Below are 20,162 nucleotides of genomic sequence, written 5' to 3'. Positions count from 1 at the left end.
ACTAAAATTTGTTTAGTATCGTATCTTCACTTGTAAATTAGAGTGATCACTTGTGTCGTACAGCGTCTTTAGATATAACCGATACTCAGGATGGTGCTTAATCAAAACTTGATATTCTTTAGAAGCATGGATTTTATTCAACTCGCTAGCCTTTATATGATTATGACCATTAAAGAAATGATAGTTCATCCAGCCAAACAAATTCCCCATCGCCCTAACTAACTCGATGTCTTCGTGATACTGATTTAATTCACTTTGCATCATATCCGCAGAAATACTACCAAGCTGTAGATCTTTTAAATACTTATGATAATGAACTAAAGTATAATTTTCCTTTTCCTCATCCGTTAAATATCTTGTCATATCAAAATTACGCCGCACATATGTAATGTGCCGTGAATGAACTCGCACTACTCCATAGCCTTGATCATTAGAACAAAAACTTGATGTAACGATCTCAGTTGTAGGCGTCATGTCTTGTGGTCCCATAATATTTTGAGCATGAATATGACCAGAAAAAGCTAATTTCACGTTGTAACGAGCACACAAACGTCGTAGCTCAACAGCGTCATCAACTACATAGCCCTTGTTAACTGCTGGATTATGTGCATATAAATTATGATGCATAAATAAAACCGGACGTAACTGATGTTCCTGCGCATAACGAAATTGTTTTTCAATCCATTTTAATTGTACTTTTCCAATTTCGCCGTGAGTGTGCGGTGCTTCTGTTGTCTCTTCTTTTCCATAAATATTTGAATCCGCTAAAACTAAAAGATATTGCGGATTCAGTTGGACACTGTAAGCCAATGAATTATCGTCTTCATCTAAGGCCTCACGATATGATTTATCAAAGATCGAGCGCCAAAACATTGGGCTAATTTCACCAGCATAGAACTGTTTTTTACCACGAAATTCTCTAGCCCAACCATCAAAAATGTCGTGATTTCCAGGTAAAACTAACACTTTAGTTTCTTTCAACGGCTTAAAAATTTGAGCAAATTTCTCAGCAGAAACTCGTTCACCGTTAAATGTCACATCACCAGTTACAATAATTGCGGCAGGCTTTTTTCTTTGTGCCATTCGCATAAAAGCAGAAAGGGCTATTTCTTGATAATACAAATCCTTACCTTGACTAGTTTTTTGCATGCGTGAAAAGGCTTGTCCTTCATCATGTAAACTATCTGCGATTAGGTGCGTATCCGAGATCACCCAAAATTCTGTGTTAAGCTCTTTTGTAATCATTTCTTACCTTCTGTTAGCCCAATACTGATAGAAATCAACCCGCAAATTTCCGTTAAATAGTTTGCGCTTCTTAGTAGCCTTTGCACCAAAACATTTTTCAAAGTTAGGATCTGCAGTTAAGTAATACTGACTGAACGAACTAAGCGGTCTAAGTACTTCTCCCATTTGGCGATACAGCTCTTCTGCCGACTCACGATCCTTCAATCGCTTACCATAAGGTGGGTTCGCAATTATAATTCCATTTTCTAGATCAGTAGTAAAGTCTTTAACTGCGATTTGTTTAAAGCGAATATCTTGCAATACACCTGCATTGTGAGCATTTAATTTAGCTACTTCAAGAACAGACTGATCAATATCACTAGCCCAAATCGGTGCTTCAAGCGGCTTAACTTCACTCTTAGCCTTTGCCAATACTTCATTATGTAGTTTAGGGTTAAACCAGTCAAAACCATCAAAGGCAAATTTACGCCAGGTTCCTGGTGCTATATTTTTAGCAATTAATGCTGCCTCAATAGCTAAAGTTCCTGAACCAGTCATAGGATCAATTAAGGGGTGAGTACCATTATATGGAGTTAGTTTTAATAGCCCGGCCGCAAAGTTTTCTTTCATAGGGGCTCCACCATGCTCTACTCGATAGCCACGTTTAAACAAACTAGCGCCTGTAGTATCTAGCGAAATTCGAGCTACATTTTTATAAATATGAATATCTAAGGGATATTCATTACCAGTTTCTGGCAAAAAGCCACGACGATGGTACTGGTCAACCATCTTATTAACAATTGCCTTTTTTACAATTGACTGTACATCTGGTTCAGAGTGCAATTTGGATTTTACAGCTCTACCTTGAACAGGAAACTTAGCGTCAACAGGCAATAATTCAGCCCAATCAAAATCATAAATCTCATTAAATAAGGTATCAAAATCTGTTGCTCTAAACTCTTTTAGCAAAATTTTAATTCGGTCAGCTGTTCTCAGCCAAAGATTAGTTCTAACTATATCTTCTTGACCACCCTTAAAAAAGACACGACCATTTTCAACACGGGTCTTATACCCCATAGACTGTAATTCTTTATTAACGACACTTTCAAAACCAGCGCCCATAGTTGCGTAAAGTTGGTATTCTTTCATTGTTACTCTTTCATTTTCAAAATAAAAAAGAGCTGGACCTAAAAGCCCAACTCTGCCTGTGTGAATTTCTATAAGCCACGTTTTGTTCCAATAATCTCTGGCAAAGATTACCTTCAGTAGTCATCTATCTTTACTGCTTAAAGCAATAATCCGACCTTTAGTTCATTTCCTTAGGCCGAAACTCCCCCACCAAATTTGGGTTTCACACTCGCAGGGTTTACCTCGTTCCACCAAAGTCATTTCTGACCTTGCTTCGTCACTGTGGCACTTTTCAGGATAGTAATGCATGTCCGAAGATTTAGCACTTTTTCCGCCGTGAAGACTAACGTCCCCCTCCAGCTTGTTAGGCTGAATACGATCACTACAAACATCGCAGTCTGTGTGTGCGTGGACTTTCCTCAGCTAACATAAGCTAGCCGCGCCTACTCAAAATTCACACTGTTAATCATTATAGCAAAAATTAATGCTTTAATCCATAAACGTGTTGTTCTAGATTATAAACTTTTCTTTCCAAAGTTGAAATCCGTTGAATAATAGCCATATTAGTCGAAATTTCACCTTGAGTATCATCTGCATCTTCTGCAAACTTCACAGGCGCACTTCTTCTATGCGTTGGCATATAAGTCTTAACCTTTTCTTCTTCAGCCTCAACTGTTTTCTTTGCTTTTTGCTTTTCATCCATTAATTGACGTTGGAGCGTACCGATCTGACCATACAAATCTTCGATAATTTGTTGAAAAGTAGTATAATCAGAAATTACTTCATCTAAGTATGCATCAACTTCATCGGGATCATATCCCTTTACTTTACTTTTGAATTGTTTCTTTAATATATCTTGTCCTGATAATTTTATATCATTTAAATTTGCCATCTTACTGACAACTCCTTTACATTCCACCCTATTTTAGCAAAAACAACGCTGACTGAAAATAAAGAAACAGACTTTTTACCATATTATTCAGAAAAATGATTTATTTGATGATTTTCTTGGTATTCTTCAGCTGCATCTTGTAAATCATAAAAATCAATTAAATCTAATGGATATTCTTTAGTTTCCTGGTATTTTTGGATTAAATTATAATCATATTTAGGTTTACCTGGGTGCTCTGAATCATAGATCATCAATGCTCGATCAGTATGCTGAATCATAAAATTTTGATAATTACGTAATTGAAGTGGACTTTGATAAGGGGTATTAGAAGTTGAAGCAAAAAAGTCCACTTTTTCCTTCAAATTTAAGAATTTAGCTTTGTTACTATCATTCCATCGATTAGCAAATTCTTCATATGGAATCATTATTGATGTTCTTACCGGATATTTTTCTCCTAATTCAAGTCCAACCTCAGCTGTCCACTGTTCGACACCGAGGTTAGCTCCAGTAATAATCCAGTCCAATTGCCCATCATCCAGTAGACTTGTCAGGTAATTTTTTAGGGCATATTTAATGACAGTTATCTTGGGATCACGATCGCCAAAAACATTTAATTCATAGCTGCGATAGCCAGTCACCCATAAACGCTGCATTTGTTTAAGCCCCCTTTATGTTCAAAAATGTAGTCTTTATTGCTATAATGCTAACAGGAGTGAGGACAATGGTCAAATATCCTAGCGGTAGTTTAGCCGCATTTAGAAAACCTGTAACTAAAAAAGATGAACATCCAGTTCACCGATCATATCATCATAAAAAAGGTGTTAACTTTTCTGATCGTGGGATGACACTTGAGCAACAAATCAATGAATCTAATAAATATTATTTAATGGAAGAAATTGCAGTTGTTCATAAAAAGCCAACCCCAATTCAAATTGTTAAAGTTGATTATCCCAAACGTTCTAAGGCGGTCATTCGTGAAGCTTACTTTAGGCAAGCTTCAACAACTGACTATAATGGTGTTTATAAAGGGTACTATCTCGATTTTGAGGCAAAAGAAACACGGAATAAAACTAACTTCCCATTAAAAAACTTTCATGAACACCAAATTTTTCACTTGGACGAATGCTTAAAACAACAAGGAATTTGTTTTACAATTATTAGGTTCGCTAGCTTAGAGCGCTACTTTGTTACTCCAGCTAGTTTTGTAATTCGAGCTTGGCGAAAAAAAGATAAAAGCTCAATGACTTTAAAAGAAATTGAAAACAATTCTTTTGAAATCAAAAGTGGCTTTCGTCCTACACTGCCTTATCTTAAGGCGGTAGATAAATTCATTGCAGATAGGAAAAGATAATCATGGCAGATAATAACAATAATATGAAACGAGAATCACGAAGAGACTATCATGGTCGAAGGCCAAGTAGTGGCCACTTATGGATTAGAATCATAAAATGGATCTTTTTGCTGATATTTTTAATAGTAATCTCTGGAATCGGGCTTTTTGCTTTTTATGCCAAAGATGCTCCTAACATTAGTCAGGACCAATTGCAGAGTGGTAAATCTTCAAGTCTATATACTAATAATGGTAAGTTTTTACTATCACTTGGTTCTGAAAAAAGAATTTATGTTAAAAATAAAGACATTCCTCAGCAATTAAAAGATGCTGTAGTTTCAGTAGAAGACAAACGTTTTTACAAAGATAAGTTAGGCGTTGACCCAATTAGAATTATTGGTTCTATGTTAACTAATGCCAAAAGTAATAGTATTGCTGCAGGTGGTTCTACTATAACCCAGCAGTTAGTTAAGCTAACGGTCTTCTCTACTGCCGCTTCTCAACGTACTCTGAAGAGAAAAGCTCAAGAAGCTTGGTTAGCTATGAAAGTCCAACATGAATTCAGTAAAGACCAAATCTTAGAATTTTATATTAATAAAGTCTTTATGAACTATGGAAATTATGGCATGGGTACTGCTTCTAACTACTACTATGGTAAGCCACTAAGTAAGTTAGATTTGGCACAAACTGCATTGATTGCAGGGATGCCGAATGCACCTGTTGCATATGATCCATATCTTTATCCGCAAAAGGCCAAATACCGGCGTGATATTGTTTTAAAGACTATGCTACAAAATGACAAAATTACTAAAGCTGAGTACAATCAAGCAGTTGCTGAACCAATTAGTAAGGGACTTAAATCACATCGAAATAATAACGAGTCTAAGCTTAGAAAAATTGATGATCCATACATTAAAGAGGTAATTTCTGAAGTTAAGAGCAAAGGCTTTGATCCATATCACGATAATTTAAAGATTACTATTAATATCGATCAAAAAGCTCAAAACAAGCTGTACGAGTTAGCTAACAACGGTTCTGTACCTTTTACAAACAATAAAATGCAAATTGGTGCAACTGTAGTTGATCCAAACAATGGTCATGTTGTTGCAATCTTAGGTGGACGTCACTTACCTTCTGTTCAATTAGGATTAGACCGGGCTGTTCAAACTGGACGCTCTACCGGTTCGTCAATTAAGCCAGTACTTGACTATGCACCTGCTATTCAATACTTGAATTGGTCAACAGCAAAAATGATTGATGACAGTAAGTATGTTTATCCTGGTACCAATATCCAATTATATGACTGGGACAACAAATACGACGGGATGATGACTATGCGACATGCATTGGAGCAGTCACGTAATGTTCCAGCTGTTAAAACTCTTGCTGAAGTTGGAGTAAAACGGGCTTCAGCTTTTGCTCGCCGAATGGGCGTTAATGTTTCACCAAAATCTGGTTTATCAGTAGCAATTGGCGCTAATGCGTCTAGTTTACAAATGACTGGTGCTTATAGTGCTTTTGCCACCATGGGCGTATACCACAAGCCGCAATTTGTTTCTAAGATTGAAACACCAGATGGATTAACCAGAAATTATGATTCAAATGGTGTACGTGTAATGAAGAAATCAACTGCCTATATGATTACCGATATGCTTAAAGGCGTAATCAAACGAGGCTCTGGTACTAATGCAAAAATTGCAGATCTTTATCAAGCTGGTAAAACCGGTACTGTTAAATACTCTGATGAAGATCTAGCTAAGTACCCAAGCTATAATTCAACTCCAAAAGATTCATGGTTCGTTGGTTATACCAGATCATATGTTATGGGTGTTTGGACTGGTTACGATAATTTAAAGGACGGTACTATTTCTGGAATAGGTCAACAATCTGCACAGCTAATGTATAAGAGTATGATGACCTACCTAATGAACAATAAGCCTAACCTAGACTGGAAACAGCCTAGCTCAGTTGTAAGAGCGAAAATTGTAAATAACTCTAATCCTCCAGAATTAGCAACTAGTGGCGGCACTTGGCAATTATTTGTTCGAGGCCATGCCCCAGCCGGAATTGGTAATAGTCCAGCAAGTTATGATGAAGACGATGAAGAAACTGATACTTCAAGCGATAATACTGGAACTACTCCTTCATCTTCTAGAACTGCAGTTACTCAATCATCATCAAGTCGTGAAAATGGCTCATCATCTCAATCCAATAGCAGTCAGCGAGCCTCTTCCTCTCAAAGAAGAACACAATCTTCTTCAACACAACAAAGTTCATCAACGAGAAAACCTGAGGAAGAATCACATGAACGTAATGATGATTCGGATAATGACTAGGCAATAATTAAATATATTTATTAACAGATAGCGTTTTGTTATCTGTTTTTATTTTGGCCGAAACGTAGTTGAGGCCTGAAATTATAAAATTAAAATTTAGTAACAACAGATTATATAAAATTATTCAATAAAAAAAGCCGAATTTATTTCGGCTTTACTTTTCGGAATTTAAATAAGAATACGGATCGCCTTTAGCTCGAGCTGGCATTGTATAACGACCAAATAGAATCATCGCATGGTGCGTTTTTATCCATTCACTTTTAGGTAAAATTGCTTCTAATCGCTTCTCTACTTCATGTGGAGTAGCTTTGTCATCTACAATATGGAACTTTTTAGAAATCCGTGACACATGAGTATCAACAGCAATAGCTGGCACACCATAGCCTTCAGCCAAAACAACGTTAGCAGTTTTCTCTCCCACCCCTGGTAAGGTCATCAATAACTTTTTATCCTTAGGAACCTGTCCATTATATTTATCGACCAAAATTTGCGCAGTGGCCTTTAAATGTTTAGCTTTTGAACGAAATAGACCAATAGTTTTTATCTCATGCTCAATCTCTTCAATTGGAGCTTTTGCTAATACTTCTGGGGTTGGGAACATTTTACTAAAACTAGGCATAACACGATTAACCATCTTATCAGTCGTTTGTGCGCTCAACATAACCGCACAAAGTAAATGAAAGTTAGTATCCCATTGCAATTCACCTTGTGCGTCAGGATACAATGCTAAAATTTTTTTCAAAACTCTACGTGCTTCTTCATCACTCAATACATCTTCTGTCATTTTTATCGATTCCTTTTCAAAAATCTCTCAACTTCATCAGTTGTTTTCAGACTATGCCTTTGCCAATTAAGTAAAACACGATCAATATACTTTAAAGAATATGCCTGAGACAATACAGCCTCTCGCAAAGCAAGTTCAATTAATTCAGGAGCATAGTGATCCACACTTAACCATTGCGCAATCTCTTCTCGTTCAATTGGACTCAGATAGCGACCAAATTCAACTTCTACTTTTCGTGACAAATAATTTAACGGATTATTTTCTAAATTATTAGCAACTGAAACAGTTTTATCTTTTTTCTTATCTTTGATCAAGACGTTTTGATCAATATAGTGATCAAGTGCATTATACAACTTATTGAGACTATATTTATTACCAATTTTATCCTGACTATCAGTCATTTGTTCAATAGTTAAATAATTTCGTTCAATTAGCCGCTGAATAAGATTACCCACATCACTAACCGATAAATTAGTATTAGCAGCAATCTTTTCATTAGATGGAAAACTCTCACCTCGTTGGCTAAATGCTTCCAATTGGATTATCAAAATTAGTTCAGCATCACTAATGCCTAATTGAGGGTAGTAAGCGATCAATCCATTTTGTAAGGTTGTAAAGCCTAATGCCCGATAATCATTAAATTCCAAAATAATTTCCTTTCAAAAACAAAAGTTGAACTAATAACTAGTCCAACTTTGTGTATCAATATTTAATTATTAACCAAATTAAGGTTGCATTCTGTTAATCAATCTTGGGAATGGAATTGCTTCACGAATGTGGTCAAGGTGACAAACCCAAGCAATAGTACGTTCAAATCCCATACCGAAACCTGAGTGAGGAACTCCACCAAATTTACGTAAGTCAAGGTACCATTGGTAGTCTTCCAAATTCAAACCAGCGTCAAGAATTTGTTGCTTAAGGACTTCGTAATTTCCTTCACGTTCTGAGCCACCAAAAATTTCACCATAACCTTCTGGTGCAATTACATCAGCACATAAGTATTCCTTAGGATTATCAGGATTCTTCTTCATATAGAATGGCTTAATTGAGGTTGGATAGTTGACAATGAAGACTGGACGATCATATTGTTCTGAAATATAGCCTTCATCTGGAGCACCAAAGTCATCGCCCCACTTAATATCACGTCCAGCATCTTGAAGCATTTTAATTGCATCATCGTATGGAAGACGAACGAAGTTACCTTCAGTAGTTGGGCGAAGTTTTTCAGGATCTCTACCAAGAATCTTAAGTTCATATTCATTATTTTCTAGAACTTGCTTCACCATGTAGGCAAGATATCTTTCTTGAATATCTAACGATTCATCTTGATGCATCCAAGCCATTTCTGGTTCCATCATCCAGAATTCAGTCATGTGACGACGACCCTTTGATTCTTCTGCTCTAAAAGTTGGACCAAAAGTAAAGATCTTACCATAAGCCATAGCACCGGCTTCACCATACAATTGACCTGATTGTGAAAGATATGCATCGTGGTCAAAGTATTCTACATGGAATAATTGAGTAGTACCTTCTGGAGCTGAATGCATAAAGATAGGTGCATCAAATTTGATAAAGCCTTCTTTTTCAAAGAAATCTACAGTAGCCTTAAACATGGTATTTCTAATTTGCATAATAGCAAATGGTTTCTTTGATCTTAACCATAAGTGGCGGTGATCAAGTAAAAAGTCAACACCATGTTCCTTATTACCAATTGGGTAACCTTCATTGTTTGAAACCACTTTTAAATCAGTGATTTGAATTTCATAACCAAAGTGTGAACGTGCGTCTTCATGAACAGTACCAGTAATGTAAAAACTTGCTTCTTGTCTAAGTGACTTAGCAGTATCAAATACTTCTTCTGATACATCATTCTTACGTACTACCCCTTGGAAAAATGCAGTACCATCACGTAATTGCAAAAAGATAATCTTTCCGCTTGATCGTTTATCTGTTAACCAAACATGCATCTTGACTTCTTCATCAACATGTTTAGAAGAATCTTTAATTGAAATCAATTCTGTCATAAATTCCTATCCACCTTTTTATCAATTATACAATTTCCATAATACCAAAGTTTCTACAAATTATCGACTTCTGAGATATCATTTCCATTTTTGAATTCATATAAAGTATAACCTAGGTTGCCGTTTTGTTTTTTGTAGGCCACTTCCCAAACGGCCTCACCCTTATACCAACCAAGATTAATATTATTTATTGTAGCATCCGTATGGATAGATTTAAACTTATTTTTAATCTTAGATTCAGTGATTCCTTTGGTCGCAGGATATAGATATGCCTTTTTAGAATTTGGCAAATAAATAAAGTAATATTGTTTTCCCTTATTATTGGTGCCTGCTATAGCATAGCTGCTAGTGCCGCGATCTAAATGATAATAGTTTTGAATCTTTCTAATTGGTGTTTTACTAGTAGCCAATTGCGTAACTTTTTGATCATTGCCCCGACTTCTAGATCCAGCATAATAAAAGATAGCAATGCTGGCTAGAAAGGCAACTATTATCAAACCAATTACCCAACTCACAAACTTGATTGTTTGTCTTGTATCATCTTGTAACATAATTATTTATTTTCTAATTTCTTTTTTAATTCTTCTCTAGTAACCTTTTCAACTTTGACAGGAATCGTTTGAAGGAACTCTTGACCATAATCTTTAGTCCATAATCTTGGGTCTAAAATTACAAATTGACCATGATCCTGTTCTCCTCTAATTAAACGGCCCATTCCTTGTCTAAAACGAATAACAGCTCTTGGTAAACTATCTTTAGTAAAAGAATCGATTCCCTGATCTTCCAATTTCTTCTGCCTTAAACGAACTTCAGGTTGATCAGGAGATTCAAACGGGATTTTTGCCGCAAAAACAGTATCAATCCCACAATCATGAAAATCAATTCCCTCCCAAAAACTATCAGCACCAATTATAATTGACTTTTTAGCAATTACAAACCTCTTAGCAATTCGGTTATTGGAACCAGACAATCCCTGGGCTAAGATTTCAAAATCTTTTAGCTGTGGCTCATTCATAATCATGGTAAAAACAGTTTTAATTTTTTCTAAATTAGTCATCAAAACAAGTACATGGTGCTTATCTTGAATGTCACTAAGTAAAATTTGTGCAATAGTCTTTTCAAATTCTTCACTATCAGGGCTAGGCATATTATTAACTGCCAGTACCTGTAAATGCTTTTTTATATTAAAAGTACTTTTACCAATATATTCAACCGGATGTAATTCTGTTAAAGCTAACTGGTTGATTGCATATTCAAAATTTCGATTACTGGTTAAAGTAGCACTGACGAAGGCAATATGGTCAAAACGACTATAGATTTGTTTTAATACTTCACCAGCATCAAGCATTAACCAGTCTAAATTGGTACTTAGTGGATCATCAGGATTAGTAATCATCAAAATAAAGCCATCTTGCTCTAAACCTTTTTGATCAGAAAGCAAATCAGCCAATTGATAGCCCTTTTCAGAGTAATAATCTAGGCGATCAATTTGTTCCGTAATCTCATTAACTAATACCTCAACATTAGCCAGCATGCGTTCTTGTTCATTATATAATTCAAATAAAACCTGATTAGTTAAGTCCCTAACCTCTTCTAATTTTTGTTGGAACTTAGGTAAAATCGCTTTAAACTTGCTATTTCCGCCAAATAAACTTTTTCCTTGAAAACTAAGTTCTAGATTATCATTAGCTAAAACTGTCCGATTAACAGCATTATCTCTTTGAAAATAAAGTTGCTTTTGTAATTCATTAATTAACTGAATTAATTCCAAAATTTTAGGATCTATTTTCTTTAGTAAAAGGTTCAGCTGCACATCATCATTAAATTGCGCTTCAACACTTTCATCTGAGAAATAAAGCAAATTACGGAGATGACTTAAAACTCCCCACAAAGCTTCAAAACGCAAAGAATCATTACGCGAACTTACGACATTGTCTGTGAAACGATGAGCTTCATCAATGACTAAATACGGATTCTGACCCCAAATTGTATCCATATAGTGGTTAGCCAAATAAGCATGATTAGTCACCAATATATCCGCTTCTTCTTGTCGTTTACGCGCTAAATTCCAAAAATCGACCCCTGCAAAACGGCTACCTACTCTTGCATCCCCTGGATGTTGAATCTGTGCAAAGAGTGGTGCATTATAGTTAGTTAAATTTAATTCATCTAAATCACCAGTTTTAGTCTTAGTCAGCCAAACCAGTATCTGCATCTGTAATATCAAGGTTTGCTTATTCGGTGTACCTTGAAAAATCGTCTGTACAAATCCGTCAAGGTCAAGGTAACGACTACTTGACTTAACTACTTCTGCAGTCAAATCCAACTTAGTCACCTTAAATAACTGCGGAATTTCATGTTCAATCACTTGTTCTTGCAACACTTTAGTTGGTGTAGCTACAACTAATTTTCTACCAGAATAAAGCTGATAAGCATAAGCAAAAAGATAAGAAAAAGTTTTCCCGGTCCCGTTAGGTGCTTCAATTAGCATCGCCCTTTTATCTGGATCATTAATAAACTGATGCAAATGATTAATTAGATCGACTTGAGCTCTACGAAAGTTTAAATGACCTTTAAATAGCTTTTGTTTCTCTGAGTCAGTCTTTGGGAATTTAGCATTCCCACCATGTGCTTCAGAATTATCATTTTGTTTTTGCAGAATAATATTACGCACTTGCATATATTCTTTACCTAAAGGCCGTTTTTCTTGACGTAAATTATCTGCAATCGTTGTAATCACCCAAGATGTATCCCGAATAAGCCCATGAGATAATGAACTGAGGGTATTCAGTGTAGCTTGAGGTAGACTTTCTAATTTATTAAAAATTTCAAGCAATAAAACTGCAGTCCCATAAGCATCAGAATCTGCCTTATGTGGATCTAAATGTTTAATCCCCAATTGTGTTGTCAAATCACTCAACTTATAAGATGGAAAAGTCGGAAAAGCAATCTTAGCCAGTTCTACAGTATCAATTGCTTTATTTGTAAGTGCCTCATAACCATGTTGCACTAGTTCATAATTCAAAAAAGGCAAATCAAAGTCAACATTATGAGCTACGAAAACAGTATTTTGCAAAATTTTAGTAATTTTGGGTGCATAATAATCAAAATCTCTTTGTTTTGCTACATCTTGATCATGAATTCCGGTTAAATTAACAACTGATTGTGGTATTTCACGATGTGGATTGATCAAAAATGAATAAGTTTTAACTACCTTGAGATTTTTAATAATAGCACACCCAAACTGAATAATATGATGCCCATTCTCACGTTGCGTTCCTGTAGTCTCTAGATCAACTACAGCAAATGTATCTTTAGTAAAACTTTTTGCCATAATTTCCTCCTTCCTCTATTTCACTTCAACCGCTTGTTTAGCATCAAGCAGAATTAAATATTTTCCAATAACTTTTTTTTGACTAAATTCATTGATAGCTTGTTCATATAGTCTAAGCTGACCTGTATATTTTTCTTTAATCAATTCAATTGATTCAGATAAATGCGATTGATCAACGTGGTCAGTTTTGTAGTCAAACAAAATAATACCATCATTTTTGACAAAATAGCCATCAATTGTACCATGAACCAAAATTTTGGCATTAGGATCTGAAAAGTTTTTAAACAAAGTTTTAGCGGAGATTAAACTAGAAAAATCTATTTCTCGCTTTAAATTCTCTGGCTTTTGCCAAAATTCCTCGGCAAAATTGCTATGAACAAACCACTCAATTTGGTCTTTCTTTAAACTAGAAACAATTTCTGGATTCAGTTTCTTTTGCTTAATCAATTCTTGAATTTCTACTTCTAGTTGATCTTCAGCACCATTGCCATGATAATCATAATACTGCAAAATCATGTGTGTAGCAGTTCCAATTTCTGCACCAGTAAACTTAGTTTGATACAAGAAATTAGGTTTAGTATCAATCGGTTGTAAATAACGATTAGTCGATGTCAATAAGTGAGCATTCTCTAATTCGGTCTCGATCGGATCGTTGAATGCTTTTTTTATTTCAGATACCGCCTGATAAGCTGTAGTTTCACTAGCATCTTTAAACGGATAATTAAATTGATAAAGCCGTTTCGTGGTTTGATTTAAAAGGTTACTTTGCGTTTTATCATTACTTGTCTCCGCTTTCTGATAATCAGGTAGTTCACCGTTAGCATTTTCATAATTAATATACAAAAACGACTGACTCTTATCCAACGAATTAGTAATATCAGACATTTTCACAGCTAGGTGACGATCTAAAGCCAACGCAGGTCCCATAAAACTCAATGGACTAGTGGAAGATAACTTATCTGCTAATGATAATTGACCAATCTGATTTAGTTCAGTCGACCATTCTTTAACTCGTTTATCCAGATTAGGAACATCGCCAACCAAAATTAATTTCTGCTTAGCCCGCGTTAATGCTACATAAAGAATTCGCGCTTCTTCTTCTAATAATTGTCTTTTTTTAGTTACATTTCCCATCGCTTTAACTAAAGAGTCAATCCGATAATGTTCTTCACGGAGCGTAATTCCTATACTATCTGAGCTAATCACATAGTTACCTTTTAAATCACGCATTTGATATTTATGCTGCATCCCCACATAAAACACGATCGGAAATTCTAGTCCCTTAGAACCATGAATAGTCATTAATCTGACCGCATTACCAGCTTCTTTAGTTAATAAAGGCTGTGCCAAGTCCTTCTGACTTTGCCGCATCCGATTAATAAAATTGATAAATTGGTATAATCCCTTGAACCCTGCACTCTCATATGAAGCAGCACGTTCATATAAAGCTTCTAGATTAACTCGTCGCTGTTCACCATTAGGTAGTGCGGTCATTATCTCTAATAAATTTGTCCTAGCATAAATGCTCCAAATCAATTCAGAAATACGATGTGCCGTGGCAAACTTGCGCAAATCAGCTAGTTGATTTAAAAAATCTTTGATTCGAGTACTTAATTCATCTCCTACACCTACATAAGAAGTCAATGCACTATAGAAAGTAGAGTTCTTACTCTTGATACGAATTTTAGCTAAATCCTTTTCACCAAAATTAAACAAAGGCGAACGTAAAACTGAAACTAATGGAATATCCTGATCGGGATTATCAATGATCTTTAAGTAGTTCATCATAACAGTCAATTCAAAAGTTTGAAAATAATTCTTCGCATCAGTTACAAATAATGGTATATCCTGCTTAGCAAATTCCTGCATTATTTCCAAATTATCACTACGACTTCTAGTCAAGATAGCAATATCACTGTAACGTAACTCTCTCATTCCTGTTTTACTATCAAAGATTTGTACACGCTCTTCTTTTAGTTGCTTAATACGTGCTAAAACCATTTGAATTTCAGAAAAATCTATCTCATTTTCATCTTCATTACTGCTATTTTTCTTTTCATGAACAATTACTTCACTAGCTTTAGGAGTGTTTTCAGGATAATACTTAGCACCAAAAATCAATTGTCCTTCTTTTTGATAGTCAATCCCGCCAAAATCTGAACTTAGCACACTTTTAAATACTTGATTTACAATTTTGGTAACCGGCTCAGTAGAGCGGAAATTATCTGACAACAGAATTCTTTTGGTTTGTTTATTATCATCATTGGCAAAATCATGGTATTTTTTCAAAAATAAGCTTGGCTCTGCTTGTCTAAAGCCATAGATCGACTGCTTTACATCACCAACCATGAAAAGCGTATTTTTATCTTTATTTTTGATTTGCTGGATGATATTTTCTTGCAAAGCATTAATATCCTGATATTCATCAATCAAAATCTCTTTGAATTTATTTTGATAAAATTCACGAGCCATTTGAGAATTCGATGTATCTTGACTCAAAATCTGATAAGCCAATTGTTCCATATCACTATAGTCAAGCAAATTTTCACTGCGCTTCAGCTTATTAAACCGATCAATCAAGGCTAGCTCGGATTTAGCAATTGCAGCAACAATCTTTTGGCCGCGCTTCATGACTTTAATTTGTTCTTGTTCATCAACAGCAAAAAATGAAGTAAAAGTATCAAAAACAAAATTTTTTGCTTCATCTTTTAACTTTTGTAGGTCTTCATAAAAATTTAGAACATCTTCATCCCATTTACTTGACTTACGATAATTCACTGTAAAAACACACGAACGTAATAGTTCTCGTTGTTTATCGTAGTCTGCATCATTTTCTAAAGCAAAAACAAAATGATCTAAATTTTGTGCAAACAAGGTAAAAGCTTCCTTAGCCTTAGCTAGCTCTTTTGTTTCTATTACTGGATTTTCTAAATAATCATTAATTTTCCCTTGTAAGTCGCCAATACTAGTAAGCAAGTATGGCTTAATCTGTTTTTGCCACAAATCAGATTCCACGATACTGCCATTAACCACGTAAACATCAACCAATTTTTTTAACCATGAGCGATACTCAGGTTTGGCCATGGCAAAATCATACAAATCTAGCAACAAGTCGCGCGGGCTATCCGCATCTCGATCCCCTGCAAAGTTATCATAAAAATGCCTAAAATTTACGTCTTTCTCTTCTAGAAACTCCCCTTCAATTTCACGTAATGCACGTTCTTTTAACAATGCAGCTTGAGTATCATCAGTTAGAATACTAAAACTTGGATCTAAGTTTACAGAGTAATAAAAGCGATGGATTACTTCTAGACAAAATGCATCAATTGTAGAAATATTAGCAGTATCCACTTGATTTAGCTGCTCACGTAAATATCTGCGATTAGATCCCGGCTTTGCTAATTCAGCTGATAATGCCTGTTTAATTCTAGTTTTCATTTCTTCAGCTGCTGCTTTGGTAAATGTAATTACTAATAATTCATCAACTTGGGTTCCCGAAAGAATCTCCCTTAAAACGCGCTCAACAAGAACAGTTGTCTTACCACTACCTGCAGAAGCAGAAACCAGAATATCATGACCACGATCATCAATTGCTTGTTGTTGCTCTTTAGTAAATTGAGACAATTTTATTGTTCCTTTCCTAATTTCTCTTTGATCTTAAGAATTAATTCTTTTTTATTCAGATTGTTTATTTCATGATATTGATTTTGACGCAGCATCGCATCAAAAAAGAATACATCACGATAATCAGAATAAGTTAAGGCATTCTTCGCTTTGCCATAACGATATGGATTAAGTTCAATTTTTCCAGATAAAATTTGGCTTGATGCTTGTCGAATAAGATACTCATCGTATTCTAGCAGTAATTCAATTTCTTCCTCACTAAAGTTGCGGTCACGTGGCAAGCTAAAGCCACCTCTAGCCTTAGTTTTAACCCCAGTATACAGTTCAGAAGAATAGCTAGGATGATCATCAAGTAATGGCTCAGCTTCTACTAAGATTTCTGGATCATTGCTGATTAAGCCAGTATACATCAGCTTGGGTTTACTATCAGTTGCTCCCTTTTTCAAATTTAAACTACTATCAATTAGTTTATTGCTATTCAAACGTTCTAATTGTCTAGTAACAGTTTGATAAAAAGCACCCAATAATGAAAGACGATCTTTTCCAGCAAAAAATTGATCATTTTTAGTCAAAACATCCAAATAAGAAACCATCTGTAAAGCAATTCCGTTATAAAACATCCCAAGATCAAATTTTTTAGCTGATGACTTGTAATCAATAACCTGGGCTAAAACTTGATCCTTATCATTGAAATTGGCCAAATCAACCCGGTCCATTTTACCGCGCAAATCAACTTTATGTTGACCTGATATATCTGGCACTTCTAAGCTTAATCCTTTGATTTTTTCGCCTAACCCAAAACTTAATTCAGAATACTTAGCCCGTAACGGGGTTTCCTTCAAGGAGCGCCGCCAATTATGAGCTACCTTAGAAGTAGTATGGTCTAGACACTTGAAAAGATATTGATTAAAAGGATCATTCATTAATTGAGAATATTTTCCTTCATCCTTCATCACATTTCGCACCGAATTAAGCATTTGTTCCAGTTCTATGCTGCTTAAATCTGCTAAGTCGGTATGCTGCTTGTTTAGTTTTTTCACTAAACGGTCAAAAGTCTCGTGAAAATAGTTTCCAGCCTGAATAATATCAAATTCATTTTCAAACCGTCGCCGCAGCTTAAGCCCATAATTCAAGAAATATTCATATGAATTTTCATAAAAAGTTTCCAGTTGTGACACAGATGAATTCAAGTTTTGACCATACAATTGACTAGCCAAGTCCTGACCAATATTTTCTGGCTGGTTATCAAAATCACTTGCTTCAAGCACTGTCTTCGTTTTTTGAGGTAGTTGCTCCTGTGTGATTTTTAATAACTCTTGCACAGCAAGACCTGAATTTATTGAATTCATATAGGTTAAATAGCCTAAACTTGCATCAGGGTTAGTAATGAAAGACAAAAGATCCTGCATCTTTTCTGGCAAATCATGTTGAACAAATTGCTGAGCACCATAATCCTTTAAACGTTGATAATAAATTGAAGGATCAAGTTCTTCATTTGAAGCATTAAGCACTGGATAAGATACATATACCCTATCTTGTGCTAAAGCTAGCGACAAACCAAACTGATAATTTTGGTCTAAGTTATTAAGCTGTTGACTATCTTCTAAGTAAGATTCTGAATTAAAACTATTTTGTAGCTGATTCAAGTTTTCAGTAGTTAAAAAACCTGGCATTTTCTGAATTTGGGGTAAATTACTAGCAGTAGCGCCAATGATAAACACTTGCTTATAGCCGCTAGTTTGTACCATCCCCATTTCAGAAAGGTTTACCGCATCAAGTGTTGAAGGAATTTGGGAAAAATTTGCTTCTCGGAAAGCACTAATTAACATATTAAAGAATTCATTTAAATCAAAAGTTTCAGGATTAATTGCTAAATAGTCTTGCAACAGCTGCATTAATAAATCCCATAATTGCTCTGGTTGCTGCGCCTGCTGTAAATCACCGGCTTCATTGGCCTCATCACGCCATTTTTCTAATCGGTCGGCAATTCCGTTCTTAGTTAAGAACTCAAAAAATATCGTTAACGCCTTTTGACTATCTTTTTCTTGCTCTATTATTTTGAAAAATGTTGAAATCTTATCAACCAAGTAGCTGCGCAAACGATCGATCTTAGCTACTTCATCATCCATTTTGTCTAAGCGAATCACTTCAGCATTCACAAAATTATCAAAGTGTTTTTTCCATAAATTATGATTAATACCATGAGCCAGAACAAAATTCTCTAGTTCATCAACATCATGAATATACTCCGCCTCTTCCCTATACCAAGAAGGTATTAACAAGTGTGTCTTTAGGATGGCTAGCATATTTTGTGTTTGAAACGGATTCTCATGTAAGTTAAATAAGCTTTCAATTAAAACAACCAGAGGATGATACTTCATTTCCTGTTGTAAATCATTAAAAAATGGAATCTGATTTTGACGTAAAATTGGCGTCAAATAAGTCTCGTATTCCTTTAAATTTGGAGCTAAAATCAAAAAATCATGATAGCGATAGTTGCTTAGTGCTACCTGTTGATAAATAGTCCGCGCTACAAAATAAGCCTCTGCATATCGAGAGTCTGCTTTAACTAATTGTACCTGCTTCAATTCGTCAACTTTAGGAATTGTCTCCGTCCAAAGACTATTTAATATTTCACGACCATTTGGTTGCGAATTAAGCGGAAAAGTTGCTGTCACGTAGTCCATTTTTCTCTCTTGTAAGAACAGCGTTAAGCGCTTAATAGTTTGCTGGATTACATAATCATAATCTCCTTCTTCCGCACTAGAATTAATTTCACCTAAGCGCGTTTTAAACGCAAGGATTACATCTTTTGCTTTACGCATCAAAATTTTAATCGTTAGTGTTTCCTGTAATGAAAAATGTGAAAAATCACAGAAATAAAAACTGGCTTGCTTTAAATTTTTACTTTTAGCTAAAATTTCATTTAGTTGCAGCTGAACCTCATTCTTAGTAGAAAATTTACCCGCAATTTCTTTAATAAAGGCATCATAGATAATCCGCAAATCATGTAATTTATTTTTAGTTTCTTGATCTAAATTATCCTCTGATATCTCGTCTAAATCTAAATTTCCGTCATAAACTTGCAAAATTGTCTGATAAAGCTGATTTACTAATCCAGAATTAACATTAACATTTTCAAAAATAGTCAATTCATCTTTTTTGTTCTCAATAATATGAGCTAAGAGCATTGCACTAGCTGCATCATCTAGTTGATTAGGCAATCCTTGCTCGGCATCTTTTAAGAAAAACCAAGCTAAACGCGAAAAAGACAAAACATGCAAATTTTTAACTGCAGTCTCAGTTTGTTGTTTGCTTGTTGCTAATTTGTTAATTGCCCTAACTTCTGTGGTAAACTTAATATGATTAGGAACGATGATAAAAGTTTCTTGTTCTGGGTGTTGCTGATAGTTTTCAACTGCTTCTTCCAGAATTTTTTCTTGTAATGGGTCGGTTTGTCGTCCTGTAAGAATTTTGATCATTTGT

13 protein-coding genes and 1 other RNA gene are annotated in these 20,162 nt (G+C 35.1%); 2 read left to right on the top strand and 12 right to left on the bottom strand.

What is annotated here, in order from left to right; translation table 11 throughout:
- Nucleotides 1-12: 12 nt before the first annotated feature.
- The 5 genes from CP366_RS03545 to CP366_RS03525 form a co-directional block, all read right to left on the bottom strand.
- Nucleotides 13-1,245: a metallophosphoesterase gene (locus tag CP366_RS03545; RefSeq protein ID WP_005722382.1), complete on the bottom strand. Its 1,233-nt coding sequence runs from the start codon at nt 1,243-1,245 to the stop codon at nt 13-15.
- A 3-nt stretch (nt 1,246-1,248) separates the two neighbouring features.
- Complete coding sequence (locus CP366_RS03540; protein WP_005719674.1) at nt 1,249-2,373, bottom strand: class I SAM-dependent RNA methyltransferase; 1,125 nt, start codon at nt 2,371-2,373, stop codon at nt 1,249-1,251.
- A gap of 66 nt (nt 2,374-2,439) precedes the next feature.
- Nucleotides 2,440-2,807, bottom strand: an RNA gene (gene rnpB, locus CP366_RS03535) — RNase P RNA component class B.
- A gap of 26 nt (nt 2,808-2,833) precedes the next feature.
- Nucleotides 2,834-3,244, bottom strand: a complete 411-nt coding sequence (locus CP366_RS03530) for a DivIVA domain-containing protein (protein ID WP_005723079.1) — start codon at nt 3,242-3,244, stop codon at nt 2,834-2,836.
- Between the two features lie 83 nt (nt 3,245-3,327).
- A complete protein-coding gene (locus CP366_RS03525) occupies nt 3,328-3,897 on the bottom strand; it encodes a DUF1273 domain-containing protein (protein WP_005719679.1) in 570 nt (189 codons plus the stop codon).
- 68 nt (nt 3,898-3,965) lie between these two features.
- Here CP366_RS03525 and recU point away from each other — a divergent pair, with 68 nt between their 5' ends.
- Entirely contained in the window at nt 3,966-4,595 is a 630-nt protein-coding gene (gene recU, locus CP366_RS03520; protein ID WP_005723080.1) for a Holliday junction resolvase RecU, read from the top strand.
- Nucleotides 4,596-4,597: 2 nt separating this feature from the next.
- Nucleotides 4,598-6,910: a PBP1A family penicillin-binding protein gene (locus CP366_RS03515; RefSeq protein ID WP_013086401.1), complete on the top strand. Its 2,313-nt coding sequence runs from the start codon at nt 4,598-4,600 to the stop codon at nt 6,908-6,910.
- A gap of 154 nt (nt 6,911-7,064) precedes the next feature.
- Here CP366_RS03515 and nth read toward each other — a convergent pair whose 3' ends face one another.
- The 7 genes from nth to rexB form a co-directional block, all read right to left on the bottom strand.
- Nucleotides 7,065-7,694 carry an endonuclease III gene (nth, locus tag CP366_RS03510; RefSeq protein ID WP_013086402.1) on the bottom strand — a complete coding sequence of 210 codons (630 nt, stop codon included), beginning with the start codon at nt 7,692-7,694 and terminating at the stop codon, nt 7,065-7,067.
- 2 nt (nt 7,695-7,696) lie between these two features.
- Nucleotides 7,697-8,341, bottom strand: coding sequence for a DnaD domain protein (locus CP366_RS03505; RefSeq protein ID WP_005719684.1), 645 nt, complete (start codon nt 8,339-8,341; stop codon nt 7,697-7,699).
- A 78-nt stretch (nt 8,342-8,419) separates the two neighbouring features.
- The gene (asnS, locus tag CP366_RS03500; protein ID WP_013086403.1) at nt 8,420-9,718 is read right to left on the bottom strand and encodes an asparagine--tRNA ligase; all 1,299 of its coding nucleotides are present in this window, start codon (nt 9,716-9,718) and stop codon (nt 8,420-8,422) included.
- Between the two features lie 53 nt (nt 9,719-9,771).
- The gene (locus CP366_RS03495) at nt 9,772-10,269 is read right to left on the bottom strand and encodes a hypothetical protein (RefSeq protein WP_089147934.1); all 498 of its coding nucleotides are present in this window, start codon (nt 10,267-10,269) and stop codon (nt 9,772-9,774) included.
- Nucleotides 10,270-10,271: 2 nt separating this feature from the next.
- Complete coding sequence (locus CP366_RS03490; protein ID WP_089147935.1) at nt 10,272-13,052, bottom strand: DnaQ family exonuclease/DinG family helicase; 2,781 nt, start codon at nt 13,050-13,052, stop codon at nt 10,272-10,274.
- Nucleotides 13,053-13,067: 15 nt separating this feature from the next.
- A complete protein-coding gene (gene addA, locus CP366_RS03485) occupies nt 13,068-16,676 on the bottom strand; it encodes a helicase-exonuclease AddAB subunit AddA (protein WP_089147936.1) in 3,609 nt (1,202 codons plus the stop codon).
- 2 nt (nt 16,677-16,678) lie between these two features.
- Entirely contained in the window at nt 16,679-20,158 is a 3,480-nt protein-coding gene (gene rexB / locus CP366_RS03480; RefSeq protein ID WP_089147937.1) for an ATP-dependent helicase/nuclease RexB, read from the bottom strand.
- Between the last annotated feature and the right edge of the window lie 4 nt (nt 20,159-20,162).

This window comes from Lactobacillus sp. UMNPBX15 (assembly GCF_002553785.1).
GTDB classification, from domain to species: domain Bacteria; phylum Bacillota; class Bacilli; order Lactobacillales; family Lactobacillaceae; genus Lactobacillus; species Lactobacillus crispatus.
This window is presented reverse-complemented; position numbering and strand designations above follow the sequence as displayed.